A 26,017-nucleotide genomic window follows, 5' to 3' on the forward strand; every position below is an offset into this window, starting at 1 on the left:
GCGCCTCTTCCGGGGCGCCCCCGCTGCGGCATATCGTCACAGGCACTGGGAGAAGGAGCGGATCGATGGCGATGCGGTTCGAGCACGAGTTCACTGTTCCCGTTCCGATCGAGCAGGCCTGGGCGGTGCTGCTCGACGTCGAGCGGGTCGCGCCCTGCCTGCCGGGTGCGGCGCTCGACGTCTTCGAGGGCGACGAGTTCACCGGCAGGATGAAGGTCAAGGTCGGCCCGATCACGGTCACCTACCGGGGCACGGCCAAGTTCCAGGACGTGGACAAAGACTCCTACACGCTCACCATCCAGGCGTCGGGCAAGGAGGCCAGGGGCTCGGGCACCGCCTCCGCCACGGTCAAGGCGCGTCTGCGCGAACGCGACGAGGCCACGCTGGTCACGGTGGAGACGTCGTTCAACGTGACGGGCCGGCCGGCGCAGTTCGGGCGGGGGGTCATGGCCGAGGTCGGCGGCAAGCTCATCGAGAGGTTCGCCGACAACCTGGCCCAGCTGATCTCCGAGCCCACGGTCGAACAGGTGCCCCCAGTCCAAGAACAGGGCCGAGAACAGGGCCAGGAGGAGGAGCGGCACCTGAGCGCGGTGCCGCCGGCGCCCGAGCAGGAAGTACGGCCCGCGGCCCCGCTGCGCACCTCGCGCACGCCCGACGAGGAGGCGCTCGACCTGCTGCGGATCGCCGGGCAGCCGCTGCTGAAGCGGCTGGCGCCGGTCGCGGGCGCGCTCGTGGTGCTGCTCGCCATCATCTGGATTATTCGTCGCCTTATGCGGTGATTTTCGGCAAATAGTGCATCAAGTCCGGACACTTCGCCGTGGCTGAGGGAAGTCCCATTCCCGCAGGTAGAACTAGCTACGGGGGACTGGGATGCCGGACTGCACGGTCGTCGTCATCACGTACAACGACGCGGCCCGCCTGCCCAGGGCCGTACGTTCCGTGCTCGGGCAGTCGCTGCGCGACCTTGAGGTGATCATCGCCGACGACGCCAGCACGGACGGCACGCCGGAGGTGGCGCGGCGGCTCGCCCAGGCCGATCCGCGGGTGCGTTACCTACGCAGACCGGTCAACTCCGGCGGCTGCGGCGCACCGCGCAACGACGGCATCGACGCGGCCACTTCGCCGTACATCATGTTCCTCGACAGCGACGACGAGCTGCCCAGGCACGCGTGCAAGAGCCTGCTGGCCGAGATCGAACGCACCGGCGCCGACTTCGTCTCCGGGCAGATCTCCCGCCTGTACGAGCCGAGCGGGCGGCTGCAGCCGTACTACCCGTCGTTGTTCGCCAGAAGGCGGGTGGTCGAGGGCATCCGCGAGGAGCCCGAGCTGTTCCTGGACAGCTTCAGCACCAACAAGCTCTACGACGTCGGCCGGCTGCGCGACAACGTGCTGCGCTTCCCCGAGGACATCCACTACGAGGACCACGTCTTCGCCGCCGAGCTGTACGCGACCAGCCGCAGGTTCGCGGTCGTGCCGTGGGTGGTCTACCACTGGCACCGCGCGCCCGTGAACGACTCCATCTCGCTCAGCATCGACGACCTGGACAACGTGCGGCAACGGGTGATCGCGGCCCGGCTGAGCGACGACATCCTGCGCGAGCACGGGGCCGCGGACCTGGTGCCGCACCGGCAGTACCGGTTCGTCCGGCAGGACCTGCGCGTCTACCTGAACCCGCTGCCCCGGCGCGACCTGGTGTGGGTCAAGGAGTTCGCCTCGGTGGTGCGGCCGTACCTGGAGGAGGTGGCGGAGGAGGTGTTCGAGCGGATCGCCCCGCTCGACCGGGTCTGCTGCCGGCTCATCCTCGACGACCGGATCGAGGACCTGCGCATCGCGGCCGGCTCGCTGACCGGGCCCAGGGCGGCGCCGCGGGCGGCGGTGCAGCTCGACGGGCGGACGTACTGGGGCACGACGGCCTCCCCCGGCATGGACATCACCCGGCTGCGGCTGGCCGAGCTGCCCTACACCTCCTCCCGGCTGCGGCACGAGGTGGCGGACCTGTCCTCCGACGGGGACCGGGTGCGGATGACCGTGCGCACCTACGACCCGTTCGGCGTGCTGCCGCCGGCCTGGACGGCGTTCCTGCAGCTCGGCAGGGACCGGGTGCCCATCGCGCCGGAGCCGTCGAGCGCGGGCGGGTACGTCAGCCGGGTCACGTTCACGCCCAAGGGCCGGTGCGACCCGCGCATCGGCTTCACCAGGACCTCCGACGGGCACACCACGACCGACCGGATCATCGCCGACCCGCACACCGAGCCGATCGAGCTGCCCGGCTGCACGCTCAAGGTCGAGGGCTACGCGGCCTACCTGTGCGTACGGCCCGACTCCATCGCCCGCTCGGTGTGGCGGCGGATCAGGCGGCAGCTGATGAAGCGGGTCAACACGCCGGCGAACAAGCTGCGGGCGTACAAGCTGATGATCAAGGTATTGCCGCGCCGGCACGACCTCGCCCTGTTCGAGTCGGACGTCGGCAAGGGCTACAGCGGCAGCCCCAGGGCCATCTACGAGGAGCTGCGCCGGCGCGGCCTGCCGATCGAGGTGGTCTGGTCGGTGGCCAGGGGGCGCAGGAACTTCCCCGCGGACGTGCGGCTCGTCCGCCGCGGAAGCTGGCGCTACATCTACACCATGGCCAGGGCCGGCGTCTGGGTGGACAGCCACGGCTTCCCGCTCGACTACCCCAAGCCCAAGGGCACCCGCTACCTGCAGACGTGGCACGGGCAGGGGATCAAGTCGATCGGGTTCGACGCGCCCGACCTGCGCGGCGACTTCGACAAGCCGCGGGCGCGGTGGCGGGCGGCGGTCGCGCGGTGGGACGCGCTGGTGTCGCCGAGCGCGGAGTTCTCGCGGGTGTTCCTGCCGTCGAACGGCTACTCGGGCAAGGTGTACCGGTGCGGCACGCCCCGGTGCGACGCCCTCGTCCGCGCCGAGCCGGCGGTGGACCAGGCGGACAAGGCGGCCGAGGTGCGGCGGCGGCTGGAGGTGCCGCCCGGCCGCCGGGTGCTGCTCTACGCGCCCACCTACCGGGACCGGGGCATCGGCAGCGGCCGGTCCGTACGGGCCGACCTGGAGCTCATGGCCGAGGAGCTGGCCGAGGACTGGGTGGTGCTGCTGCGTACGCATCCGGTCGAGCGCTACCAGCCGCCCGAGCACCTCAAGCACTTCGTCCGCTCGGCCGGGTCGTATCCGGACATCAACGATCTGATGCCGGCCTCGGACGCGCTGCTGACCGACTACTCCTCCGTCATGTGCGACTACGCGCTGACGGGCAAGCCGATGCTGTTCTACATCGACGACTGGGACGACTACCGGCTCGCCGAGCGCGGCGTCTACCACGACCTGCCGGCCATCGCCCCAGGCCCGTGCGTCGCGACGACCGGAGACCTGATCGCCGCGCTGCGCGACCTGCCCGCCGTGCACGCCTCCTACGCCGAACGGTATGCGGCCTTCCGCGAGCTGTGGTGCGCCGACGAGCACGGCGACGCGGCGGCCAGGATCGTCGCCGACTTCTTCGCCGACGCAGGGCAGGACGCCAGACAGGACTCCAGGGAGGGCGCCCAATGAGTGGCGCAGCGACGGTCGTCTTCACCTGCCTGGACGCCGACACGCTCGGCGGCACCCAGCAGGTCACCCACACCCTGGCCCAGGGCCTGGCACGGCGCGGGCACGAGGTGCACGTCATCGGCCTGCAACCGGCCGCCAGCCCGTTCCGCTACGTCCGGCACCCGCGTTACCAGCGGCACGTGATCGGCCGCCGGGCGTCCGAGGGCCCGCTGGCGCGCCGGTTGAGCGATCGGCGGCTCAAGGAGCTGCTGCGCCGGATCAGCCCCGGCTACGCGGTCCTGACCTCGCCGTCCGTGGTGGCCAGGCTGTCGGGGCTGCTGCCCGAGGGGTTCCGGCCGATCGGTCAGTATCACAGCTCGTACGACCACGCCCGCGGCTGCTGGCACCTGGCCTCGATCCGCCGCCACTACGCCGGGCTCGACCAGGCGCTCTTCCTCAGCGACGACGACGCCAGGCTGTTCTCCGAGCACGCGCTGCTGCCGAACGCGTACACGCTGCCGAACCCGCTGGCGGACTGGCCGGAGGAGATGTCGGACCTCGCCTCGCCGCGCGTGCTCGGCGTGGGCCGGCTGGAAGGCGTCAAGCGGTTCGACCGGCTGATCAGCGCGTTCGCCCGCGCGAAGCTGCCGCGCCCGTGGGAGCTGCACCTCATCGGGGACGGCGGCGAGCGGGAACGGCTGCGCGCGCACGCGGAGCGGGACGGCGTGGCCGACCGGGTGGTGTTCAGGGGGCTGGTGCCGGCCTGGCTCATGCCGGCCGAGTACCTGGCGGCCTCGGTCCTGGCGCTGACCAGCGAGCACGAGGGGCTGCCGATCGTCCTGCTGGAGGCGGCGGCGCGCGGGGTGCCCGCGGTGGCGTTCGACGTGTCGGGAGGGGTGCGCTCGGCCGGTCCCGTGCTGGTGCCGCCGGGCGACGTGGACGCGTTCGCGGCGGAGCTGGCCCGGCTGGCCGGGGACGAGGAGGAGCGGCGCCGGCTCGGGGCCGACGCCCGCGCACGGGCCGAGGCGTTCCGCCTCGACCACGTGCTGGACCGCTGGGAGTCGCTCTTCGCTCACATCGAGCGCTGAGCGCTCAAAAACGGCATGGAGCGCTGAGCTCTCAAGACGGCATCGAGCGCTGAGCGCTCAAAGCTGTGCCGACTCCCAGGCTGTCAGGCTCAGACCGGTTCGGTGAGTTCCTTGCGCTGCTGCGGCACCCCGGCCAGCGAACGCTGGCGGGTGGTGAGCATGGCGGCCACCGGGCTGGGCTCGCGCAGCCGGTTGAACCGGTCGCGCATGGCCTTGCGCATGCGGCTGGCCTTGCGCTTCTGCATCGTCTTCTGCGCGGCCGTCACGTGCTCCTTGGCCGGCTTGGGCGCGCCGGTCAGCTCGTAGCCCATGGACTCCAGGCGGTCGCCGAGCATGTGCTCGCACAGCGCGATCTCCCAGTCGTCCAGCCGGTTCGCCCAGCTCCCGACCCGGCTGCGGGTGACCTCGCGGTGGGTGTTGCTGTGCCAGACCTTGTGCTGCGGCACGGCCACGCTGGCGGCCTCGCGCGGCGAGATCATCGCCGGGGAGAAGTCCTCGTCCAGGAAGTGGCAGAGCTTCTTCAGCTCGGTCATCGGGTCGTCGGTGAGGTCCTCGTAGCGCAGCTCGTAGTAGGTGTCGTCGGGCAGCGTGCGCCTGAGCCGGCCGCCGGCGTCGATGGCCTCGGCCCAGGTGGAGACGGCGTGGAAGGAGTCGAGCGTGTACCAGGGCATCTCCTTCAGCGAGGCCACGCAGTCGCGGCCGTCCCTGATGAGGTGGATGAACTGGGCGTCGGGGAAGAGCCGGAGCAGCAGGTCGACCTGCTTGACGTAGCTGGGCCGCTTGTCGCCCCAGCGGGCCTTGTCGAACCGGTCGGCGTACATGCGGAAGGCCGTGCCGATCACCGAGCCGAGCGAGCCGGGGCCCTCCATGGCCTGCCTGACGAACTCGTCCTTGTCGATCTTGAGCTCGCGGAACTTCGTGCTGCGGTCGGTCGCGATCCACTCGGCGAGCGCGCGGCGGCGCTGGTCGAACCGCAGGTCCCCCCACGTGCGGCGGCGGTAGTAAGCGGGAATGAGGAAGCGCGTCTCCGGCGGCACCGCCATGCGGGGGTGCGAGTGGAGCATCAGCTGGAGCATCGTGGTGCCGGACCGCGGGCATCCGATGACGAAGACTGGTCGGTCTGACATTTCGTACTAACCCCCGAAAAACTTAGACGAGAACGTGTTCTCGGCTCTCCTGAGACGAGCTCGCGCCGTGCCTGCGCGTGAAGAGCCACATCCGGTAGACAAGGAAGATCTCGTTGGCGAGCAGCAGAGCTCCGGACGCGGCGGCCAGCGGGATCAGCGCCCATGCCCCCGCAAGGGGCGCGATCACGAACACCGCCGCGTGGAACTCGATGCCGCTCACCAAGTGCGAGCGGACGCGGTGGCGGGCCAGGAACCTGTTGAGCCGCTTGAAGAGCCGGAAGAACGCGCGCGGCCGGGGCCCCCGCCCCATCCGCTCCCGCTCCGGCGGCTCCAGCGGATCCACCGAGAAGGGATCCGCCCTGTACTGGCCCGGGTACGGGCCCGGCGTGAAGGGATCCGCCGCGAAGGGATCCCCCGTGAGGGGATCGGCCGCCAGCGGATCCGGTGACATGATGTCCACCGCCAGCGGGTCAGGCCCCAGCGGCTCCAGCCCGTTCTCCTGCCGCTCCTCCCTGACCGCCTCGCGCACACGCTTCATCTGCGGCGCGTTGACGTACCTGAACAGGTCGAGCACGGCCACCGCCGCCCCGAGGACGACGAAGCTCACGTCGCCGGTCAGCGTGTACTGCCCGTATGCCAGCCCCCCGGCACACAGGACGACCCTGACCCGGTCCCCCACGTAGTCGAGCCAGAGGCCGAAGGGCGTCCCCGTGCCCTTGAGCCGGGCCACTTTGCCGTCCACGCAGTCGATCATGAAGCTGAGATAGAAGAAGCCTGCGCCCGCAATGAGCTGGTTCGTCGCGAAACAGGCGGCCGAGACCAGGCCGAGGACCAGCGAGATCACGGTGAGCCCGTTGGGCGTCAACCGGGTGTGATTGGCGACGGGGAGGGTGACCCGGCAGGCGACCGGGTCCACGAAATACACGGTCCACCAGGAGTCTCTCCGCTTGCGTGTCTCGTGGACGTCATCGAGCGAATAGGTCCTCATGCCTTCCAGCATGACCACGCACCGAGCCCGAGCGATTACTGTCTGGAACTACTGGGGGATGTCCATGCCGCTTCTTGACCAACCCGGCACGGAAAACCGCCACGCGGAGCCGGCCTCCCCGTCCCGGCACCAGCCCTTGAACACCAGGCCGCGCAGCTCGGCCCGCACCTGCAGCCGCCACGGCCCCGCGCCGTCCAGGCGGCCCGGATCGATCGTGGCCACGACGCCGTAGCGGCCCTGCCGCCGCGTCTCCAGGGGGACGCGGCGTTTGCCGTCGCTCAGCCACAGGCCGACCTTGGGGATCCTGCGATCGACGCGGTGGAAGGCCACGTGGGCGCGCAGGCGGTACTCGGCGCCGGTCCACTCGCACGCGTCGACCCTGGCGATCAGCTTGACCTCGTCGCGGGCGTCGAACACCTCGTCGGGGATGCGCAGGCGGCGGCTGCGGAAGAAGGGGTAGTCGCCGTACCAGTTGGTGACGCGCAGGCCGCGCGGGACCACCCGGGTGAGGTCCTCGCGACCGCGCCGGAACTCGCGCACCGCGCGCAGCTCCGAGATCAGGCCGCGGCCGAGCAGGTGCAGCTCAAGGCGGCGCAACGACGGCGCGCTCGCCAGCACGTGCGGGCCGAGCGCGGCCATCCAGGCGCGGCCCAGGTCGAGCAGCGGCCCAGGATCCTCCTCCCCGCGCTCCAGCGCCTGGAACAGGAAGACGGTGTCCTTCTCCAGCACCAGGGCGTCGAAGCCGTCGAGCAGTTCGGGCGCGCGCTCGTCCAGGAAGGCGCGCACCGACTGGATGGCCGTCAGCCGCTCGCGCAGATTGGACAGCTCGGAACGGCGCTGCGTGATCGAGTGCTCCCCCTCCTCGCGCTTGCGCCAGTGGTAGACCACCTCGCCCAGCATGTCCACGCTGGTGGCCAGCACGTGGGCCTGCATGGCGACGGGCACGTCCTCGTAGATGCCGGACGGGAAGCTCAGGCCGCAGCGCTCCCAGAAGTCGCGCCGGTAGACCTTGTTCCACACCGTGCGGTCCCTGATCAGCACCTGCTTGTCGGTGATGTGTGTGCACAGCTGCGGCCGCCTGAACACCTTCTCGTGCAGGACGGACTCCTCCAGCTCGCCGTCCACCAGCCGCCGCACCGCGCCGCAGGCCAGGTCGGAGCCGGTCTCGGCGAGCTTGCCGACCAGCAGCTCGTACGCCTCCGGCGGCACGACGTCGTCGCTGTCGGCGAAGGCCAGGTAGGCGCCGCGCGCCTGACGTACCGCCTGGTTGCGGGCCGGGCCCGGGCCCAGGTTGCGCTGACCGATCAGGACGAAGCGCTCATCCCTGGCGGCGAAGTCCTCGGCGACGCGCCGGCTGCCGTCCACGGAGCCGTCGTCCACCAGGATCACCTCGATGTCGTCGAGGGTCTGCGCGGCCAGCGACTTGAGGCACTCGGTGAGGTACGGCTCCACGTTGTAGAACGGGACGACGACGCTGAGCAGGGGGATCATGCCGAATTCACTCCTAGGCTCGGTGTGGTTCGAGGGCAGCATGACGTGAGCGGCGGGCCGATCCCGGCTTCGATGCCCGTCCCTGATGAGCTCTTTACCTGACGCGGAATCCGCTACGTTGTGCAAGTCATCGAGCACGAACAGTAGGGGGAGCGGTGCTCAGAGACGTCCACGACGGCGACCTGCCGGTCATGCTCCGCTGGCGCAACCACCCGCGCGTGCGCGCCGCCAGCTTCACCACCCACGAGATCACCGAGGACGAGCACGCCCGCTGGTGGGCGGCCGTCCGCTCCGACCCGGCCAGGCGGGTGCTGGTCTACGACCACGAGCGGGCCCCCGCCGGGGTGGTGACCTACTCGGACGTGGCGGACGGGAGCGCGTACTGGGGCTACTACCTCGACTTCGACGGCCTCGACCGGGCGGGCGCGCTGCTGCCGGCCTGGATCGGGCTGGAGCGGGCGGCCGTCGAGCACGCCTTCGGGCCACTCGGGGTGAGCACGCTGCGCGGCGAGGTGCTGGCCGGCAACGAGCCGGTCATGCGGCTGCACAGGCGCTTCGGGTTCGTCGAGGTGGGGGTGTACCGGAGGAGCGTGGACGGGGTGCCGCGCCAGGTCGTGCGGATCGAGCTGAGAAGGGACCACACATGATCACCATCGGGGGACGCACGATCGGGCCGGGCCATCCGCCGTACGTCGTCGCGGAGCTGTCCGGCAACCACAACGGCAGCCTGGAGCGGGCCCTGGCCATCGTGGACGCGGTGGCCGAAGCCGGGGCGCACGCGCTGAAGCTGCAGACCTACCGGCCCGACACGCTGACCATCGACTGCGACGGGCCCGCGTTCCGGCTGGGCGAGGAGCACGAGCTGTGGGGCGGGGAGAACCTCTACCGGCTCTTCGAACGGGCCCACACGCCGTGGGAGTGGCACCAGCCGATCTTCGAGCGGGCGCGTGAGCGGGGGCTGGCCGCGTTCTCGGCGCCCTTCGACCCGACGGCGGTCGAGCTGCTGGAGAAGCTGGGCGTGCCGGCGTACAAGATCGCCTCGTCCGAGATCGTGGACCTGCCGCTGATCCGGCTCGCGGCGGCCACCGGCAAGCCGCTGATCATCTCCACGGGGATGGCCTCGGCCGCCGAGATCGACGCCGCGGTGTCGGCCGCCCGCGCGGCCGGCTGCACGCAGCTCGCCGTGCTGTCGTGCACCGCCTCCTACCCCGCCGACCCCGCCGAGAGCAACCTGCGCTCGCTGCCGCTGCTGGCCGCGCTGACGGGCGAGGTCGTGGGCCTGTCCGACCACACGCCGGGGCTCGGGGCCGCGCTGGCCGCGGTGGGGCTGGGCGCCTGCCTGATCGAGAAGCACGTCACCATGGCGCGGGCGGACGGCGGGGTGGACTCCGCGTTCTCGCTGGAGCCGGCCGAGCTGGCGGCGCTGGTGGTGGAGAGCGAGCGGGCCTGGCGGTCGCTGGGTGAGGCCGCGATCGGGCCGCGGCCGTCGGAGCGTGAGGGGCTGCGCTTCCGGCGTTCCCTGTACGTGGTGCGTGACGTGCGGGCGGGCGAGCAGGTCAGCCCCGACAACGTGCGCTCGATCCGGCCCGCGGGCGGCCTGCCGCCGGACGCGGCCGAGCAGGTGATGGGCCGCCGCTTCACCCGCGACGTCCCCTTCGGCACGCCGCTGTCCTGGGACCTCATCTAGCCGGACGCTCGCGCCGACCGGGCCCGCTCGCGCGGGGAGCTGTGTGTCAGCGGGGTGCGAGGAGGGCGTCGGCGACGCGTTCGCGGCCTCTGCCGTCCACGAGGCCGCGGCCGCGCCGGCCGTGCTCCTCGCGGGCGGCGGGGTCGGCGAGCAGGCCGGCCAGCACACCGACCGCCTCGGGTCCCGGTTCGGGGCCGAGTCCGGCGGCCACTCCCCTGCCGACCAGCTCCTCGTACCCGATGAGCTGGTTGCCGGCCACCCAGGTCAGCGCGGTGGGGACGCCGAGGTGGAGCAGCTCCCAGACGGCCGAGCCGGCCGCGGTGAGCACGAGGTCGGCGCCGGCCATCAGCTCGGGCAGCCGGTCCGTCGGCGCGATCACCTCGATCGGCCCGCCTCCTCCTGAATGCCCGGCCTCGAACGGCACCGGGCTGACGACCGTGCCCGCGAAGGGCCGCCCGGTCGCCATGAGCGCCCGCGTCCAGGCCGGGGCGACGCCGGCGCTGTCGGTGCCGCCGAAGAAACACAGCACACGCGGCACCCGGCCTCGGCGCGGGGCCGGGCGCTCATCCCGCCTGAGCCGCCGCACGCTGTCGCGCAGCAGCACATAACGCGCGCCCGCCAGCCGCTCGGCGCCGGCGGCGGGGACGACCAAGGGGGTGGGGAAGGGGCGGTGCTCGGCGCCGAGGTTCTGGTCGAGGTAAAGGTCGGCCTCCTGGCCCAGCGGGTCGCCGTCCACGATGGCCAGCACCCTGACGCCGGCCTCCCTGAGCACGGCACCGGTCTTCTCCGGCAGCACGTACGAGTCGAGCACCACCGCGTCCAGCCCAAGACCGGTCACCAGCGCGGCCAGCTCGGCGGGCTCGCGCGGAGCCGGGACCAGCAGCAGGCCACGCTCACGAAGCTGGGCCCGCGCCCACGCCGACCCTCGTACCTCGCCGAGGAAGACCACCTCGACGCCCCTGGCGCACAGCTCCTCCGCCAGCGCCACGCATCGCACCAGATGCCCGGCCCCGCTCTCGGCCCCGGCGTCGCAGCGCAGCCCCACCCGTCGCACCGTGCCGGCCGTCACGCGTCCTGCAGCGCCTTCTGGCGTACGTGGGCGTTGAGCCCGCGCACGTCCGGCCGTTCGCGCAGCCAGTTCACCAGCGTCCTGACCGGCACGCACCGGTCGCCCAGCTCGGCCGCCACCGCGGAGATGAGCCGCCAGTCGTCCTCGGTGTCGAGCGTGACCCGCAGGTCGTCGCCGGCCGGGCGGTAGGCCAGCCCGAGCAGCCGCGCGTCACCGGGGTGCTCGTAGATGTAGGAGGTCACGTGGGTGCGGTGGAAGCCGGTGGCCTCCTCGTGCGCCCTGGCCAGGGCGGCCCGGCCGGCGATCTCGACGTCGAGCCCGCGCGGCAGCGTACGCGCCAGGCTCGTGCTCAGGTAGTCGAGCCCGGGAACGGCGCGGAAGACCAGCGCGGCCTCCCTGATCACGGCGGGGTCGAGCATCGGGCAGTCGGCCGTGAACCGCATGACCGCGTCCCAGCGCCGCCCCTCCAGCGCCCCCACGAACCGGGTCAGCACGTCGTCCACGGGCCCCCGGTGACAGGCCACGCCGAGCCGGCCGCACTCGGCGGCCACCGCGTCGTCGCCTGGCTCGGACGTGGTGGCCACGACGAGGTCGTCGAGCGCGCCCGCCTCGCGGGCGGCCCTGACCACCCAGCCGAGGACGGAGCGGCCCTCCAGGTCCCGTAGCACCTTTCCCGGCAGACGGGTTGAGCCCATCCGAGCCTGAACCATTCCGACAATCCGCACCGAAGCCCCATTCCCCCGGATGACAGCGTGTGACAGGAGGTGCACTTCAGTCACATGCACAGGACTCACTGTGAGTCACCGAACGATCGCGCTATGCTACCGCCTGCCACGACGACGACAGCGCGTAAGCGCGATTTCAGGGGGCCACGTGAGCATTCTCAGTGGATCGTCGATTCTGATCACCGGAGGCACGGGGTCCTTCGGCAAGGCATTCATCCGTCACGCGCTCGACTCGCTGGGGGTCCGCCGCCTGGTGGTCTTCTCCCGCGACGAGCTCAAGCAGTACGAGACCAGGCAGCTGTTCGCCGACGACGAGCGGCTGCGCTGGTTCATCGGCGACGTCCGCGACCGCGACCGCCTGACCAGGGCCATGCACGGCATCGAATACGTGGTCCACGCCGCGGCGCTCAAGCAGGTCGACACCGCCGAGTACAACCCGTTCGAGTACGTCCGCACCAACGTCGCCGGCTCCCAGAACGTCGTGGAGGCCGCGATCGACTCCGGCGCGCGCAAGGTCGTCGCGCTCTCCACCGACAAGGCCTCCAGCCCGATCAACCTCTACGGCGCCACGAAGCTGGTCGCCGACAAGCTGTTCGTCTCGGCCAACCACTACGCCGCCGCCCACGAGACCCGCTTCTCCGTGGTCCGCTACGGCAACGTCGTCGGCAGCAGGGGCTCGGTCATCCCCCTGTTCCAGCGGCTGGCCGAGCAGGGCGGCAGTCTGCCGATCACCGACAAGCGCATGACCAGGTTCTGGATCACGCTGGAGCAGGCGGTCAGGTTCGTGGTCGACTCCTTCGACCTCATGCAGGGCGGCGAGCTGTACGTGCCGCGCATCCCCAGCATGCGCATCACCGACCTGGCCGAGGCCCTGGCCCCCGACAGCCCGATCTACGAGATCGGCGTGCGGCCGGGCGAGAAGCTGCACGAGGAGATGATCGGCGCCGACGACGGCCGCAGGGCGCTGCGGCTGTCCGACCGGTACGTGGTCCAGCCCACGATCGCGACCTGGGGCTACACGCCGCCGCAGACCGGCGAGCAGTTGCCCGAGGGCTTCGCCTACCGCTCCGACAGCAACGAGCACTGGCTGTCGGTCGAGGACCTGCGCGCCATGGTGGCCGGCTGATGCTGCCCTACGGACGGCAGTCGATCGCCGAGTCCGACGTGGCGGCGGTCGCCGAGGTGCTGCGCGGCGACTGGCTGACCACGGGGCCCGCCGTCGGCCGGTTCGAGGCGGAGCTGGCCCGGTGGACGGGCGGCGTGCCCTGCGTGGCGGTCACGTCGGGTACTGCGGCGCTGCACGTCGCGTACGTGGCCGCCGGGGTCGGGCCGGGCGACGAGGTGGTCACCTCGCCGCTGACGTTCGTCGCCACCGCGGCCACGGCCGCGCTGCTGGGCGCGCGGGTGGTCTTCGCCGACGTGCAGCCCGACACCGGCAACCTCGACCCCGACGCCGCCGCCGCGCTGGTCACCTGCCGGACGCGGGCGGTCACGGCGGTCGACTACGCGGGCCACCCGGCCGACTACGACGAGCTGCGCACGGTGACCGAGCGGTTCGGGGCGGTGCTGGTGGGCGACTCGGCGCACTCGATCGGGTCGGCGTACAAGGATCGGCCGGTGGGGGCCCTGGCGGATCTGACCACGTTCTCCTTCTTCCCGACGAAGACCGTGACGACGGCCGAGGGCGGGGCCGTGGCGGCGAGCGACCCGGAGCGCTTCCAGCGCGCCGCCGCGTTCAGGAACCACGGGCTGGTCAGGGAGCCGTCCGAGCAGCGTGAACCCGACGAGGGCGGCTGGCACCAGGAGGTGCACGCGTTCGGGCTCAACTACCGGCTGCCCGACGTGCTGTGCGCGCTCGGCCTCAGCCAGCTGCGGCGGCTCGACCGCTTCCGCGCGCGGCGCGCCGAGCTGGTCGCCCGGTACAACACGCTGCTGCGCGACGTGCCGGGGCTGACGCTGCCGGCCCAGCGCGCGTACGTGCGGCCGAGCTGGCACCTCTACCCCGTCAGGGTGCACGACGGGCGGCGGCGCGAGGTGTACGAGCGCATGCGCGCCTCCGGGATCGGCGTGCAGGTCAACTACCTGCCGGCGTACCGGCATCCGGTGTTCGCGGATCTCGGCTACCGGCGCGGCCTGTGCCCGCGGGCCGAGGCGTACTACGCCGAGCAGCTGTCGCTGCCGCTCTTCCCCGACCTGACGGACGCGCAGCAGGACCGCGTCGTGGAGACGCTGGCGGGCATCCTGTCCTGAGTTCGCGCGATCAGCGCTCGACCAACAGCAGGCAGCCGTCCTCGCCCCGGTCGATCTGGAAGCTCCGCCCGGCGACCGTGACCCGCGCGCGCGGCCGCGTACGGACCAGGGGCCGCTGCGCCCGCCCCTGGTCGATCAGCACCTCCCACCACGACTCGTGGCCGACGCGCTCGTCGATGCCGGCCAGGGGCACGCGGGCGTGGAAGTCCTGGCCGTCCAGCTCGACGGGGAAGTACATCTCCTCGCCGTCGTTCCTGCGCCGCAGCCGCAGCACCGGCTCGCCGTCGCCGGTGTCGGTCATCACCCCCGACAGCAGCAGGTCGCCGTCGTCCACCCGGCAGTCGCCGACGGTCATCGACGCCGTACGGACGCGCAGGCACCAGGCCCCCCGCGACGTGCGTACGGGCACCAGCCACACCCCCGACCTGCGCCGGGGCAGCGGGATCGGCGGCGGCAGCCAGCGCGGCCCGGCCACCTTGCCGTCCAGCCGCAACCCCTGCCCCCTGAGCTGCACGCACAGGTCCCACAGGCCGTGCCTGGCCAGCCGGGCCCGCGACATCGCGCCGGGGTCGAGGGCGAACCTGAACGGGAACGCGTGCTCGGGCAGCCGGCCGCCCTCCTCGTCCTCGACGCTCTCCCAGGTGGGGGCGCTCTCCTCGTCGGACAGCAGCATGACGTCGCCGGTGCCGCGTTCCTCCAGCCAGATCCGCACCCGCACCCGGCGCAACCCGCCCACGTCGAACCTGCCGACGGCCACCCGGCCCGCGCCGCGCAGCACGCCGTCGCGCCAGTCGAGGCTCACCAGCCTGGCCTGCAGGCCCAGCTCGCCGGAGATCTCGGACAGGTGGCCCGGCAGCGACGGGTGCCGGCCGTACCAGCGCTTGCGCAACATGCCCGCCGAGCCGACCTTGGGCCACAGGTGGCCGTCCCTGGCCTGGGCGAAGACGGCGGCCAGCTCGTCGAGGCGGCGCCGGTGCAGCAGGTGGACCAGGAGCCGGTGCTCGAACGGGATGCTCCGCCAGGCTTCCGGCGACACGCCGTCGAGGTAGCGGACGGCCAGGTCGAGCAGGTCGTCGTCGGCCGCCGCGCCGGCGGCCGCCATCGCCTCCACCGCCACGCCCATGTCGATGTCGAGCGTGTCGCGGTCGAAGTCGTCCTTGAGCCGCGGCGCCGCGGCGGCCAGCAGGTCGGCGGTCTGGAGCACCGACAGCAGGCGGTCGCGCAGGTTGCCCGGCTCCAGGCGGCGCTGGGTGATCGAGGAGGCGGGCTCGTCGCGCTGCCGCCAGTGGTAGACGACCCTGGCCAGCACGTCCACGGACTTGGCGCCGACGTGGGCCGCCATGGCGACCGGCTGGTCCTCGTACATGCGCTCGGGGAAGCTCAGCTCGAGGCGGTCCCAGAAGGAGCGGCGGTAGACCTTGTTCCACAACATGCGGTCGCGGATCAGCAGCGGGTGGCGGGTGATGTGGGTGCGCCTGAGCGGCTTGGCGAACGCCTCGCGGTGCGCCCACGACGGGATGAGCAGGTTGTGGTAGAGGCGCATGACGTTGCCGCAGGCCAGGTCGGAGCCGGTGTCCTCCAGCGTGGACACCATGCGCTTGAACGCGTCGGCCGGGACGGTGTCGTCACCGTCCACGAACGCGAGGTAGTCGCCGCCCGCGTGGCGCACCCCGACGTTGCGGGCGTGGCCGACGCCGTGGTTGTCCTGGCGGACGAGGGTGATCCGCGGGTCGGCCGCGCGCCTGGACGCCACCACGTCCGCGCTCCCGTCGGCGCTGCCGTCGTCCACGCAGATCACCTCCACCTCCTCCCCCAGCGTCTGCGCGGCGATGGAGTCGAGGCAGGGTCCGATGTACTTCTCGACGTTGTGGAACGGGACGATCACCGAAAGAACCGGCACGGGCACTCCTCATCGTTGGCTCAGCCGGACAGCAGGCGTATGACGCGGCGGGCGACCTTGCGGGGACGGGCCAGGCGGCGGGAGAGGCGGTATCCGAGCGTTCTGCGATAGGCAGTGGCCTTGCGCTGGGTCCTGCGCAGCTTCGCCTTGGCCCTGACCAGCTCGCGCTCGCGGTAGGAGAGCTTGGTCTCCAGCCGGGCGATCCTGGCCAGCGCGGCGGTGAGCTGGTCGGCCAGGCGGTCGCGCGCGGCCAGCAGGTCGCGGTAGGCCGGGGCGTCCTCGGCCAGCTCGGCGGGCCGGCCGAGCTCGGCGTCCAGCTTGCGGGCCAGGTCGAGGTCACCGGGGTCGCAGGTGTGTCCTGCCATGCCGCACAGGGTCAGCGTGAGCTGGTCGGCCTCCAGCGGCCACGGCCACGGGTGGTGGTGACCGGCGGCCAGCAGCCTGACCGCGAAGCGCCACAGGATGCGGCAGAGCACGACGTGCGGCTCGGGCGGCGTGGACGGGGCCGCCGGCGGGTTGACGGCGGCGAACCGCTCCCCGTCGTGGACCAGGCTGTCGGCCGCCGCCGACACCTCGCCGCCCGCCTCCAGCCACGCGGCCAGCTCGGACAGCAGCTCGCGGATGGTCCTGACGTCCTCGCGGGCGCACGCCTCGACCAGCAGCTCCTCCACCACGCGGCCAGCGGGGACCGGCCGCTCCTCGCCGCCGGGCAGCCGGCGGGTGCCCGTGGGAGTGAGCTCGTACAGGGCCTGGCCGTCCTCAATGAGGCCGAGCGGCAGCTCCACCGCCCTGGACGCGCTCGCGGCGCGCGGCGGCCTGGTGGCCACGGCCAGCCAGAGCGGCGCCAGCTCCTCGCCCAGCCGGTGCCGGAACACCAGCCGCGTCACCCGCAGCGGGTCGGCGACCAGCATCCGGTCACCGTCTCCCGCGCTCAGCGCGAACGTCAGCGCCTCGGGCAGGTCGAAGCCCAGCGCCTCCCTGGACAGCAGCGACCTGGGCGCCCGCCGGTCGGGGAAGGCCGCGTAGCAGCGCTGCACGCTCAGCCCGGCCGACTCCAGCCCCACGTCCAGCGCCCCCGGCCCGCCGGGGTAGCTGGGGTCGAAGCCGTGGGGGGCCCACTGGTCGTCGGCGCACTCGCGGCCGGTCGGCCTGGCCTCGACGAACCGGTCCACGCCCAGGTCGTTGTGCACGCCGAGGACCAGCCGCCCGCCGGGCGCGACCAGGTCGGCCAGCGCGCCGAGCGACTCGTCCCATGCGGCGGCGGGCGCCTCGGCCGAGTGCGTGCGCAGCAGCCCGTCGAGGGCCACCACCAGCTCGTACGGCTCCTCCGCCGCGAGCAGCTCCAGCCGCCCGCAGTGGACGGTGAGCTCCGGATGCCGTTCGGCCAGGGCGCAGGCGTCGGGGTAGGAGCGCAGCAGCACGTCGGCCGACGGCGCCCGCGCGACCACGTCGTCCACGAGCGCCTGCGGATGCGGCCCGACCAGCAGCACCCTGCCGTCGTCCGGCATCACCCGCCCGAGCAGGTCCAATGCCGCGCCGCGCCAGTCCACCACGCCGCCCAGGCCGGACATGTCCGACCAGAGGAGCATCTCCCCGCCGATCAGCCGCACGTTGTCAGGTGTCTCGTTGGTGTTCACGCGGTGCGCTCCCGCTTCCATCCGAACATGCGCCGTAGCTCCTCCGGTGTCGCCTGATACTCGAATCCCAGCTCCCGCCGGGCCACCTCGGCCGCCAGCTCCCGATCGACGTCGGTGCCGTGCAGCTCCGGCCACAGCCGCAGGCGGCGCGCGGTGCCGCCGTATTCGGGCCGCTCGTCCTCGTACTGCATCGGGTCTCCGTAGACGGCCACGTCGCATCCCACCGAGGCGCCGTAGAACAGCGCGCTGCCGAGCCGGTTGGAGGCCACCCTGCGGTGGCCGCGCAACTCGATCAGCTGCTTGCGCAGGAAGTCGCGGCCCTTGGCCTCCCAGCGGGACCCGCGATCGCCATGACAGATGACCCGGAACCCCCTCGATCCATACGCTTGTCGAATGTCCGGATTTGCGTATTCCAACCAATAAAGGCAGATGGTGACCGGACCAGTCTCGACATTTCGTATCTCGTCGGCCAGCCGGGCGTGGTCACCGCTGACGGAATACTTTTCCCACCCATGAAAGGGATACCAGATCGTGCCCTCGCGATCCGGCCGGACGCCCAGCTCGGGTTCGAGGTCAAGAAGGTAAATCCAGGGCGCGCCGATCAGGTAGTGACCGCGCCGGCCCATCGACCAACCCCTGCGGCGCAGCACGTCCGACCAGATGAAACGGGGATAACCCGGGCTGCACCAGTGGTCGTTGGGCGGGAATCCGTGCAGATAGTTCCATCCGTGCTGGAGGAAACCTTGAATGCGCTTTGGCGTATCCTCGGGGAGGCCACAGTATCTGCCGAGTATGCGGGAGTGCCCGTACCAGTGATTGGATTCGTCCATCATTCCCCCCGTACGGTTGCCGTGTCCCACCCGACATTCCCAGCACCCATCACGGGTCACGCCTCGTTATACGCTTCCATTACCCAGGCCGGGGTCTTGGTTTTTCTTCCCGAACAATTGCGGCTACACTTCGTCGTGGCTTGAGGACAGAGAGTGAGTGATCATGAGTCATCTCGATCGCCTGCGGGCCGTGTTCCGCATGGCGCTCAACCTGCCGCCCGACGCCGACGTCGACGACCTCCGATACCGGGCCATCCCGCAGTGGGACTCCCTGGCGCACATGGCGTTGGTCGCCGCGATGGAGGACGAGTTCTCCGTCATGATCGACACTGACGAGATGATCGACATGAGCTCGTTCGCGCTGGCGGCCGAGCTGCTCGAGAAGCACGGCGTCGGTGCGCCCGCCCGCTGAGCCCCGCCCGGCGGGCGCCGCCGGCCCCGCCGAGTGCTGCGTGACCGGCCCCGGCGGGTGCTGCGCGGGCGGCTCGGTGGAGCGCAGGGTCGCTCTCGTCACCGGCTCGACGAGGGGCATCGGCCGGGCCGTCGCCCGCGCCCTGGCCGCGGCTCATCACACGGTCGTGCTGCACGGCCGCGACGAGGAGCGCGCTGCGAAGGCGGCGGCCGAGGTCGCGGCCGAGACCGGCGGCGCCACCGACCACGCCCACGGCGACGTGGCCGACGCCGGGCGGCTCGCCGACATGATGCGGCGGATCCACCAGCGCCACGGCCGTCTCGACACCCTCGTGGTCAACGCCGGCGTGCACGCCGGCGGCCTGCTCGGCCTCACGAGCCGCGACACGATCAGCCACCTGTTCGAGGTCAACGCCGTCGGCGCGATCCACACCCTGCAAGCCGCGCTGAAGCTGCTGCGCAGGGGTGCGGCTCCCGCCGTGGTGCTGGTCTCCTCGGTGATGGGCCGCGCGGGCGGCCCCGGCCAGGCGGTCTACTCGGCGAGCAAGGCCGCGCTGCTCGGCCTCACCCTGGCCGCGGCCAAGGAGCTCGGCCCCGCAGGGGTCAGGGTCAACGCCGTGGCCCCCGGCTACATCGAGACCGATCTGCTCGCCGCGCTCGACGACGAAGGCCGGGCCGGGGTCGTCGCGGCCACCCCGCTCGGCCGCCTCGGCAGCCCCGCCGACGTCGCCGGCGCCGTGGCGTTCCTGGTCTCGCCGGCCGCCGCGTTCATCACCGGCCAGGTGCTCGGCGTGGACGGCGGGCTGGTGCCATGATGTTCCCCCACCCGCGCGCCCGGCTCATCGCCGCGGGAGACGCGAAGGGCCTGGAGGGCGACGACCTGGCCCGCTACGTCAAGCGCTCGGCGGAAAACCTCGACGGGCTGCGGCCAGGGCCGCTGTTCTGCGCCATGCGCAACACCCTGGCCTCGGTGTTCTGCTACCTCGGTGCCTGGCATTCCGGCCGGCCGATCGCGCTGCTCGACCCCGACCTGCCCACCGCCACGCTGGCCGACCTGGCCGAGCGGTTCAGGCCGGCCGCGCTGCTCGGGTTCACCAACCCGCTCGACGGCCCGCCGCCGCCACGCGGCGACCTGCCCGAGCCCCATCCCGACCTGGGCCTGCTCCTGGCCACCTCGGGCTCGACCGGCAACCCCAGGCTCGTCCGCCTGTCCCGCCAGGCGGTCCTGGCCAACGCCGCCGCCATCGCCTCGACGCTGTCCATCGGGCCCGACGTGATCTCGCCCACGAGCCTGCCGCTGCACTACAGCTACGGGCTGTCCGTGCTCAATAGCCACCTCATCTCCGGCGCGACCGTGGTGCTGACGGAGGCGGGGCTGCTGGAGCGCTCGTTCTGGGCCGACTTCTCCGCCCACGGCTGCACGTCGCTGGCCGCGGTCCCCTACCAGTACACGATGATGCGCCGGATGCGCTTCGACCGCGAGCGCTATCCCGCCCTCACCACGCTCACCCAGGCCGGCGGGCGGCTCGCCCCCGAGCTGATCAGGGAGTTCGCCGGCCAGGTCGACCGGTTCTACGTGATGTACGGCCAGACCGAGGCCACCGCCCGCATGGCCGTCCTGCCGCCCGAGCGGCTGGCCGACAAGCTCGGCTCGGCCGGGCTCGCGCTGCCCGGCGGGCGGCTGGAGGCCGACGACGACGGCGAGATCCTCTACCACGGGCCCAACGTCATGATGGGCTACGCCGACACCGCCGACGACCTGGCCAGGGGCGACGACCTGGGCGGGGTGCTGCGCACGGGTGACCTGGGGCGGGTCGACCCCGACGGGTTCCTGCACATCACCGGCCGGCTCAAGCGGATGGCCAAGATCTTCGGCATCCGGGTCAACCTCGACGACGTCGAGCGCATGCTGCGCGGCTCGGGCCCGGTGGCGGTCACCGCCGGCGACGACCGGGTGACCATCTGGACCGAGACGCTCGACCCGCCCGCGCGCGTGCTCATGGCCCGGCGGCTGGCCGCCGAGCTGCGGCTGCACTGGAGCGGGTTCGAGGTCAACCACATCGACCGGCTGCCGCTGCTGGCGTCCGGCAAGATCGACTACCGCACCCTGGAGTCACTCGCATGAGCGGGCGTCCCGCGCGATGAGCGTGTTCACCCTGGCCGGCCCCGAGCGGGACGCCGCGCTGCTGCCCCGGCTGGCGGAGCTGACCGAGCGGCACCGCGAGGCGTGCCCGCCCTACCGCCGCATCCTCGACGCGATCGGCTCGGCGCCCCCCTACGAGCGGGTGGCCGACCTGCCGTGGCTGCCGGTGCGGCTGTTCAAGACCCACGAGCTGCGCAGCGTACCCGAGGACCAGGTGTTCCGGGTGCTGACCTCCAGCGGCACCACCGGCCAGCGGCCCAGCCGCATCTACCTCGACAAGGAGGCCGCCGCCGCGCAGACCCGCATGCTGGCCGCCACCGTGCGGGCCGTGCTGGGCGAGCGGCGGCTGCCGATGCTGATCGTCGACACCCGCTCCGTGGTGCGCGACCCCACGTTGAGCGCCAGGGGCGCGGGCGTGCTCGGCATGATGAACTTCGGCCGCGACCACACGTTCGTGCTCGACGAGCAGGGCGGGGTGGACGCCGAGGCGGTCACGTCCTTCCTGCGGCGTCACGGCGGCGAGCCGTTCCTGATCTTCGGCTTCACCTACATGGTCTGGCTCCACCTGCTCGGCCTGGGCTGCGACCTGTCGCAGGGGGTGCTCATCCACTCGGGCGGCTGGAAGCGGCTGGCCGAGCAGGCGGTCGGCAACGCCGAGTTCCGGCGGCGGCTGGCGGCCGAGTGCGGGCTGAGCAGGGTGCACAACTTCTACGGCATGGTCGAGCAGATCGGCACCGTCTTCCTCGAAGGCCCCGACGGCGACGGGCTCTACTGCCCCGACTTCGCCGACGTGGTCATCCGCGACCCCGAGACCTGGCAGGAGGCCGCTGACGGGGTGCCTGGGCTGATCGAGGTGGTCAGCACGCTGCCCACGTCCTATCCGGGTCACGTGCTGCTGACCGAGGACATGGGCGTGGTGCGCGGGGTCGACGACGGCAGCTGGCCGGGCAAACGCTTCGAGGTCCTCGGCCGGTTGCCGCGGGCCGAGGCGCGCGGCTGCAGCGACACCCTTGGGCAGGGCTGATGCCGGACAACAGCACCGCACTCGACGTCCCCGTGGTGGACGTCAGGTTCCCCGCCGCCGGCACCGTGCCGGTTGAAGAGCTGCTCGCCGGGCTCGACGGCAGCCTCCGCGTGGGTGACGAGCGGGTCAGGGAGTTCCTCGCGGCCTTCGGCCGGCGGCTGCTGCGGCCCGCGCTCGCGCGGCGCCATCCCGAGCTGGGCTCGCTGGGCTTCTTCCTGCGGCCGAGCGAGCTGGCCCGCACGGTCGAGGGCCTGGGCAGCCAGCACGTACGCGTCCCGCGCGGCCTGATCTTCCACGTCCCGCCGGCCAACGTCGACACGGTCTTCGTCTACTCGTGGGCCCTGTCGGCGCTGATGGGCAACTGCAACGTCGTGCGGCTGTCACCCCGTTCCGGCGTGGTCGCCGAGACGATCCTGGAGACGCTGCACGAGTCGCTGGCCGACGCCGACCCCGCCGTCGCGGCCACGCAGCGCGTCGTCTCCTACGACCGCTCCGACGCCGTCACGGCCGCGCTGTCGGCCGCCTGCGACCTGCGGGTGGTGTGGGGCGGCGACCGCAGCGTGAGCGAGCTCCGCCGCCACGCCCTGGCCCCCCACGCCCGCGACCTGACCTTCCCCGACCGCTCCTCCTTCGCCGTGATCCGGGCGGCGGCGTGGTTGTGCGCGCCCAGGGCGGCGCGGGTGACGGTCGCCGAGGGGTTCGTCAACGACACCTACTGGTTCGACCAGGCCGCCTGCTCCTCGCCCAGGACCGTGTTCTGGGTGGGCGCGCAGGGCGACTGCGACACGGCTCGGGCCGACTTCACCGACCACGTCTCTCGGGTGGTGACCGTACGCGGGTGGGGCGTCGACGCGGCCATGGCCGTGGAGAAGCGGGTCTCCACCTACGGGCTGGCCGCCGACGGGCTGGCCGAGGGCGTGGAGTTCCGGGGCAACGCGCTGGCCTGCGTCTGCCTGTCGGCCGCCGCCGCGGCGCCGCGCCGGTGGCTGGGCGCGGGCACGTTCGCGTACGCCAGGCTGGAGACCCTGGGCGAGCTGGCGGAGCTGGTCGAACGGCGTGACCAGACGATGACCCACTTCGGGTTCGGCCAGGCCGAGCTGGAGGAGCTGGCCATGGGGCTGGCCGGGCGCGGGGTCGACCGCATGGTGCCGGTGGGCAGCGCGCTGAGCTTCCACCGGGTGTGGGACGGTGTCGACCTGCCGGCCGAGTTCACGCGTCTGGTGACCGTGATCAGATGACACCGGCTCCACCCCGGCGCCGGCTCGTCCACCTGGCCCGCGGGCGCGCCCCCCGCCTGGGGTGGCCATCGGCCGCTCTGCTGCGCTTCCGGGGGCGCGGTCTCTTGCGTTTTCCGGGCCTGGGTCGGGTGCCGGCGGCTTTTGCACGCTTTCGCGGGTTCCGTTCGGGATGGACGCCGGCCTTCCTCGTGTGCTGCGGGGCGCTGGCCGTGTTCCTGTGGTGCGGGGTCTCCGCGCGCGACCTGGCGTTCTTCACCGCCTATCTGGGGGCAGGGGTGCTGCTGCCCGGCACGCTGCTGTGGCGGGCGCTGACCGGGGGCGGCCGGTCCCTGGCCGAGGAGCTGGCGGCGGGGCTGGCGCTGGGGTACGCGGTCGAGGTGCTGGCCTACATCCCGGCCAGGGCGGTGGGGGTGCCGCTGCTCGTGCTGGGTGCGCCGGTCGCGGTCCTGTGCGCGTTCACCTGCGTGCCCCGGCTGAGGCGGCACTGGTGGGCCCGCCACGCGACCGGACGGCACTCGACCGGAGCCTTCCCGCCCGCACGGCCCCCGTCGGAGCCGCCTTCGTCCGGACGGCACGCGCCCGAGCCGTCCACGTCCAGGCGGCACTCATCCGAGCCGGATGCATCCGAGCAGTACCCATCCGAGCCGTCTGCGACCGGGCAGCACCCATACGGGCCGACATCGTCCGAACGGCATCCATCCGGGCCGTCTACGACCGAGCGGCACCGATCCGCGCCGCCGTCGTTCGGGCAGCACCCATCCGCGCCGCCATCGTCCGGGCGACCCTACGCGCGACGGCACTCGTCTCGGCCGTTCCCCGGGAGGCGGCGTGGGCAGGGGGGCGGGCACGGGGTGCGGGAGCGGGTGCCGGGGTGGTGTGCGTGGGTGCTGGCGGGGATCGTGGCCTACCTGGTCGGGTGGAGCGCGTTGTTCCTGTACCGGGTCCCGGTGGCGGCCGCGTATGTGGACATGCCGTACCACCTGGCCCTGGTCGGCGAGGCCAAGCATCACTTTCCGCTCACCATGCCGTCTGTGCTGGGCGAAGGGCTGTCCTATCACTGGTTCGTCCACGCCGAGATGGCCGCCACCAGTTGGGTTACCGGGATCGAGCCAGTGACGCTGGTCTACCGGCTGTCCACGCTGCCGATGGCCGCGGCGACGGTCGTGCTGGTGGCGGCGATCGGGCGGCGGCTGGGCGGGCGGTGGGGAGCGGGGGTCGCGGCGGCCGGGGTGGCGTACTTCCTGTTCGGGCCCGAGCTGGTGGAGGACGTGAGCTTTCCCACGCGCTCGATGTTCACCGTCTGGGCCAGCCCGACGCAGACGTTCGGCGCGCTGCTGTTCGCGGCCGTGGTGCTGCTGCTGGTCGGCGAGTTCGGCCGGCGGTGGGCGGCGCTGGCGGTGCTGCTCCCCGTCCTGGCCGGCGCCAAGGCCACCTACCTGCCGATGCTGCTGGCGGCCCTGCTGCTCGTCCTGGCGGTGCGGGCGGTGCCTGCATGTGCGCGAGACGGCAGGGGTGCTGGGCGTTCGGGCGGAGGTCGGTGGGCGGCCAGGCGTGCGGGTGGCGGGCGGGGCGGGGTCGTGCGGGGGTTGGCGGGGCGGTGGCGGCGGGGGCCGTGGGCGGGGGCGGCGGTGTGGACGCTCGTCTGCCTCCTGTTCGCCCAGTTCGTGCTGTTCGGGCAGGGGGCGCAGGGCACGGTGGTGTCGCCGTTCGCGACGATGCGGGGGCTGTGGGCGCGGCTTGTGGCGCTGTCCGAGCCCGCGACAGCGCTGGCCGAGCCCCCGACGGCGCTGTCCGCGCCCGCGACGGCGTTGGCCGAGCCCGCGGCGGCGCCGGTTCTGTGGCTTGCCGTGCTGACCGGGGTGCATCTGTTCTGTCTGGCCTGTGTGTGGGGTGGGGTGGCGGGGCTGGGGCGGCGGGTGCTGGAGCCGGCCCTGTTGCTGGTGCTCGGTGTCGGTGCGGCCGGGATCGGCGCGGCCGCGCTGCTCGGTCACCCGGCCGAGTCGCAGCTGTACTTCCTGGAGGCGGCCCGGCCCTACCTGTCGATCGCCGCCGTCTGCGGGGTGCTGGCGGCGCCGCGCCTGTCGTGGATCCGGCTCGCCTGCCTGGCGGCGGCGGGAGCGGTCGCCGCGCTGGTCGCCGCGCCGGCGGCCGGTCTGCTGACAGCGCAGGCGCCGGACGGTTTTCCCGGTGGACGGCTGGGGCTGGTCGTGCTGCCGTACGCGGTGCTGGCGGTGGCGGCGCTGCTGGTGTGGCGGCGCGGGCACGTGCTGGCGGTGGTCGCGGTGCTGGCGGGGTACGCCGTGCCGACCTCCGTACGGGAGGTGGCCGGGCACATCGTGCCGGACGGCGAGAAGCGGGAGCGGCTGATCCCGCCGGGGGCGCGGGCGGCGGGGCGGTGGCTGCGTGAGCACTCCGCGCCCGGCGACGTGGTGGCCACCGATCTGCACTGCCTCCACGACGGGTGGCGGGTGTGCGACAGCAGGCACTTCTGGGTGTCGGGGTTCAGCGAGCGGCGGGTGCTGGTCGAGGGCTGGGCGTACGCGGAGAGCACGCTGTCACGGGCCGGGCTGTTCGCGGGCTCGTACCTCACGGTGCCGTTCGCGGATCAGGCGCGGCTGGCGGCGAACGACGCGGTCTTCCGCGCGCCCACCGCGCAGAACGTGCGACAGCTCGCCGACCGATATGGCGTCACGTGGCTTTTCACCGGGATGAATCCGCGTCCGCAGGAATTCGCCCGGTTGCGGTTTCGCAATGCGTGCTGCTCCATCTATCAAATCCCCTGAGCAAGTAAAAAGATCCTCCCGTTCGCGGAATGGGCCGGGGAAATCACCCGCGCCCCGCCGGACGCCCCAGCACCATACCCGTGGATCGA

General features: G+C 72.5%; 21 protein-coding genes. 13 read left to right on the plus strand and 8 right to left on the minus strand.

Annotated elements, in window-relative coordinates; all coding sequences use genetic code 11:
* Window positions 1-65 precede the first annotated feature (65 nt).
* The 3 genes from AB0C27_RS24585 (at window position 66) to AB0C27_RS24595 (ending at window position 4,625) form a co-directional block, all read left to right on the plus strand.
* Complete coding sequence (locus AB0C27_RS24585) at window positions 66-779, plus strand: SRPBCC family protein (protein ID WP_357847802.1); 714 nt, start codon at window positions 66-68, stop codon at window positions 777-779.
* A gap of 91 nt (window positions 780-870) precedes the next feature.
* Window positions 871-3,558: a CDP-glycerol glycerophosphotransferase family protein gene (locus AB0C27_RS24590; protein WP_357847804.1), complete on the plus strand. Its 2,688-nt coding sequence runs from the start codon at window positions 871-873 to the stop codon at window positions 3,556-3,558.
* Window positions 3,555-4,625 carry a glycosyltransferase gene (locus tag AB0C27_RS24595; protein ID WP_357847806.1) on the plus strand — a complete coding sequence of 357 codons (1,071 nt, stop codon included), beginning with the start codon at window positions 3,555-3,557 and terminating at the stop codon, window positions 4,623-4,625. Before AB0C27_RS24590 ends, AB0C27_RS24595 begins: the two co-directional genes overlap by 4 nt.
* Window positions 4,626-4,714: 89 nt before the next feature.
* Here AB0C27_RS24595 and AB0C27_RS24600 read toward each other — a convergent pair whose 3' ends face one another.
* The 3 genes from AB0C27_RS24600 to AB0C27_RS24610 are packed head-to-tail and all read right to left on the minus strand — an operon-like array spanning window position 4,715 to window position 8,231.
* Window positions 4,715-5,752 carry a sulfotransferase gene (locus AB0C27_RS24600; protein ID WP_357847808.1) on the minus strand — a complete coding sequence of 346 codons (1,038 nt, stop codon included), beginning with the start codon at window positions 5,750-5,752 and terminating at the stop codon, window positions 4,715-4,717.
* A 22-nt stretch (window positions 5,753-5,774) separates the two neighbouring features.
* Entirely contained in the window at window positions 5,775-6,740 is a 966-nt protein-coding gene (locus AB0C27_RS24605) for a CDP-alcohol phosphatidyltransferase family protein (protein WP_357847810.1), read from the minus strand.
* A 48-nt stretch (window positions 6,741-6,788) separates the two neighbouring features.
* Window positions 6,789-8,231, minus strand: coding sequence for a glycosyltransferase family 2 protein (locus tag AB0C27_RS24610; RefSeq protein ID WP_357847812.1), 1,443 nt, complete (start codon window positions 8,229-8,231; stop codon window positions 6,789-6,791).
* Window positions 8,232-8,386: 155 nt separating this feature from the next.
* Between AB0C27_RS24610 and AB0C27_RS24615 the strand changes: the two genes are divergently transcribed.
* Together AB0C27_RS24615 and pseI are read left to right on the plus strand one after the other, a co-directional pair.
* Entirely contained in the window at window positions 8,387-8,878 is a 492-nt protein-coding gene (locus tag AB0C27_RS24615) for a GNAT family N-acetyltransferase (RefSeq protein ID WP_357847814.1), read from the plus strand.
* Window positions 8,875-9,918 (plus strand): pseudaminic acid synthase, encoded by a 1,044-nt coding sequence (gene pseI, locus AB0C27_RS24620; protein WP_357847816.1) that lies wholly within the window; start codon window positions 8,875-8,877, stop codon window positions 9,916-9,918. The genes AB0C27_RS24615 and pseI overlap by 4 nt, the downstream gene beginning before the upstream one ends.
* 46 nt (window positions 9,919-9,964) lie before the next feature.
* Here the strand turns inward: pseI and AB0C27_RS24625 are convergent, their stop codons facing one another.
* The gene (locus AB0C27_RS24625) at window positions 9,965-10,987 is read right to left on the minus strand and encodes a hypothetical protein (protein ID WP_357847818.1); all 1,023 of its coding nucleotides are present in this window, start codon (window positions 10,985-10,987) and stop codon (window positions 9,965-9,967) included.
* The gene (locus AB0C27_RS24630) at window positions 10,984-11,697 is read right to left on the minus strand and encodes a glycosyltransferase family protein (protein ID WP_357847820.1); all 714 of its coding nucleotides are present in this window, start codon (window positions 11,695-11,697) and stop codon (window positions 10,984-10,986) included. Before AB0C27_RS24630 ends, AB0C27_RS24625 begins: the two co-directional genes overlap by 4 nt.
* Window positions 11,698-11,860: 163 nt before the next feature.
* Between AB0C27_RS24630 and pseB the strand changes: the two genes are divergently transcribed.
* Both pseB and AB0C27_RS24640 read left to right on the plus strand, forming a co-directional pair.
* Window positions 11,861-12,838: a UDP-N-acetylglucosamine 4,6-dehydratase (inverting) gene (gene pseB / locus AB0C27_RS24635; RefSeq protein ID WP_357847822.1), complete on the plus strand. Its 978-nt coding sequence runs from the start codon at window positions 11,861-11,863 to the stop codon at window positions 12,836-12,838.
* On the plus strand, window positions 12,838-13,962 hold the full coding sequence (locus AB0C27_RS24640) for an aminotransferase class I/II-fold pyridoxal phosphate-dependent enzyme (RefSeq protein WP_357847824.1): 1,125 nt from the start codon (window positions 12,838-12,840) through the stop codon (window positions 13,960-13,962). The genes pseB and AB0C27_RS24640 overlap by 1 nt, the downstream gene beginning before the upstream one ends.
* A 10-nt stretch (window positions 13,963-13,972) precedes the next feature.
* Here AB0C27_RS24640 and AB0C27_RS24645 read toward each other — a convergent pair whose 3' ends face one another.
* Genes AB0C27_RS24645 through AB0C27_RS24655 form a run of 3 tightly spaced genes read right to left on the minus strand, consistent with a single transcriptional unit; the run spans window position 13,973 to window position 18,329 of the window.
* A complete protein-coding gene (locus AB0C27_RS24645; protein WP_357847827.1) occupies window positions 13,973-15,862 on the minus strand; it encodes a glycosyltransferase family 2 protein in 1,890 nt (629 codons plus the stop codon).
* 20 nt (window positions 15,863-15,882) lie between these two features.
* Entirely contained in the window at window positions 15,883-17,499 is a 1,617-nt protein-coding gene (locus AB0C27_RS24650; RefSeq protein ID WP_357847829.1) for a hypothetical protein, read from the minus strand.
* On the minus strand, window positions 17,496-18,329 hold the full coding sequence (locus AB0C27_RS24655) for a hypothetical protein (protein WP_357847831.1): 834 nt from the start codon (window positions 18,327-18,329) through the stop codon (window positions 17,496-17,498). Before AB0C27_RS24655 ends, AB0C27_RS24650 begins: the two co-directional genes overlap by 4 nt.
* 163 nt (window positions 18,330-18,492) lie before the next feature.
* Between AB0C27_RS24655 and AB0C27_RS24660 the strand changes: the two genes are divergently transcribed.
* From AB0C27_RS24660 to AB0C27_RS24685, 6 genes are all read left to right on the plus strand, one after another.
* Complete coding sequence (locus AB0C27_RS24660) at window positions 18,493-18,741, plus strand: acyl carrier protein (RefSeq protein WP_346110620.1); 249 nt, start codon at window positions 18,493-18,495, stop codon at window positions 18,739-18,741.
* Window positions 18,725-19,555 carry an SDR family oxidoreductase gene (locus AB0C27_RS24665; protein ID WP_357847833.1) on the plus strand — a complete coding sequence of 277 codons (831 nt, stop codon included), beginning with the start codon at window positions 18,725-18,727 and terminating at the stop codon, window positions 19,553-19,555. Before AB0C27_RS24660 ends, AB0C27_RS24665 begins: the two co-directional genes overlap by 17 nt.
* Window positions 19,552-20,865 carry an AMP-binding protein gene (locus tag AB0C27_RS24670; protein WP_346110128.1) on the plus strand — a complete coding sequence of 438 codons (1,314 nt, stop codon included), beginning with the start codon at window positions 19,552-19,554 and terminating at the stop codon, window positions 20,863-20,865. The genes AB0C27_RS24665 and AB0C27_RS24670 overlap by 4 nt, the downstream gene beginning before the upstream one ends.
* 16 nt (window positions 20,866-20,881) lie before the next feature.
* Window positions 20,882-21,907, plus strand: coding sequence for an acyl-protein synthetase (locus AB0C27_RS24675; RefSeq protein ID WP_357847835.1), 1,026 nt, complete (start codon window positions 20,882-20,884; stop codon window positions 21,905-21,907).
* A complete protein-coding gene (locus tag AB0C27_RS24680; RefSeq protein ID WP_357847837.1) occupies window positions 21,907-23,145 on the plus strand; it encodes an acyl-CoA reductase in 1,239 nt (412 codons plus the stop codon). The genes AB0C27_RS24675 and AB0C27_RS24680 overlap by 1 nt, the downstream gene beginning before the upstream one ends.
* A gap of 188 nt (window positions 23,146-23,333) precedes the next feature.
* Window positions 23,334-25,928, plus strand: a complete 2,595-nt coding sequence (locus AB0C27_RS24685) for a hypothetical protein (protein ID WP_357847839.1) — start codon at window positions 23,334-23,336, stop codon at window positions 25,926-25,928.
* Window positions 25,929-26,017: the final 89 nt, after the last annotated feature.

The organism is Nonomuraea sp. NPDC048882, from assembly GCF_040649755.1.
GTDB lineage: Bacteria > Actinomycetota > Actinomycetes > Streptosporangiales > Streptosporangiaceae > Nonomuraea > Nonomuraea maheshkhaliensis.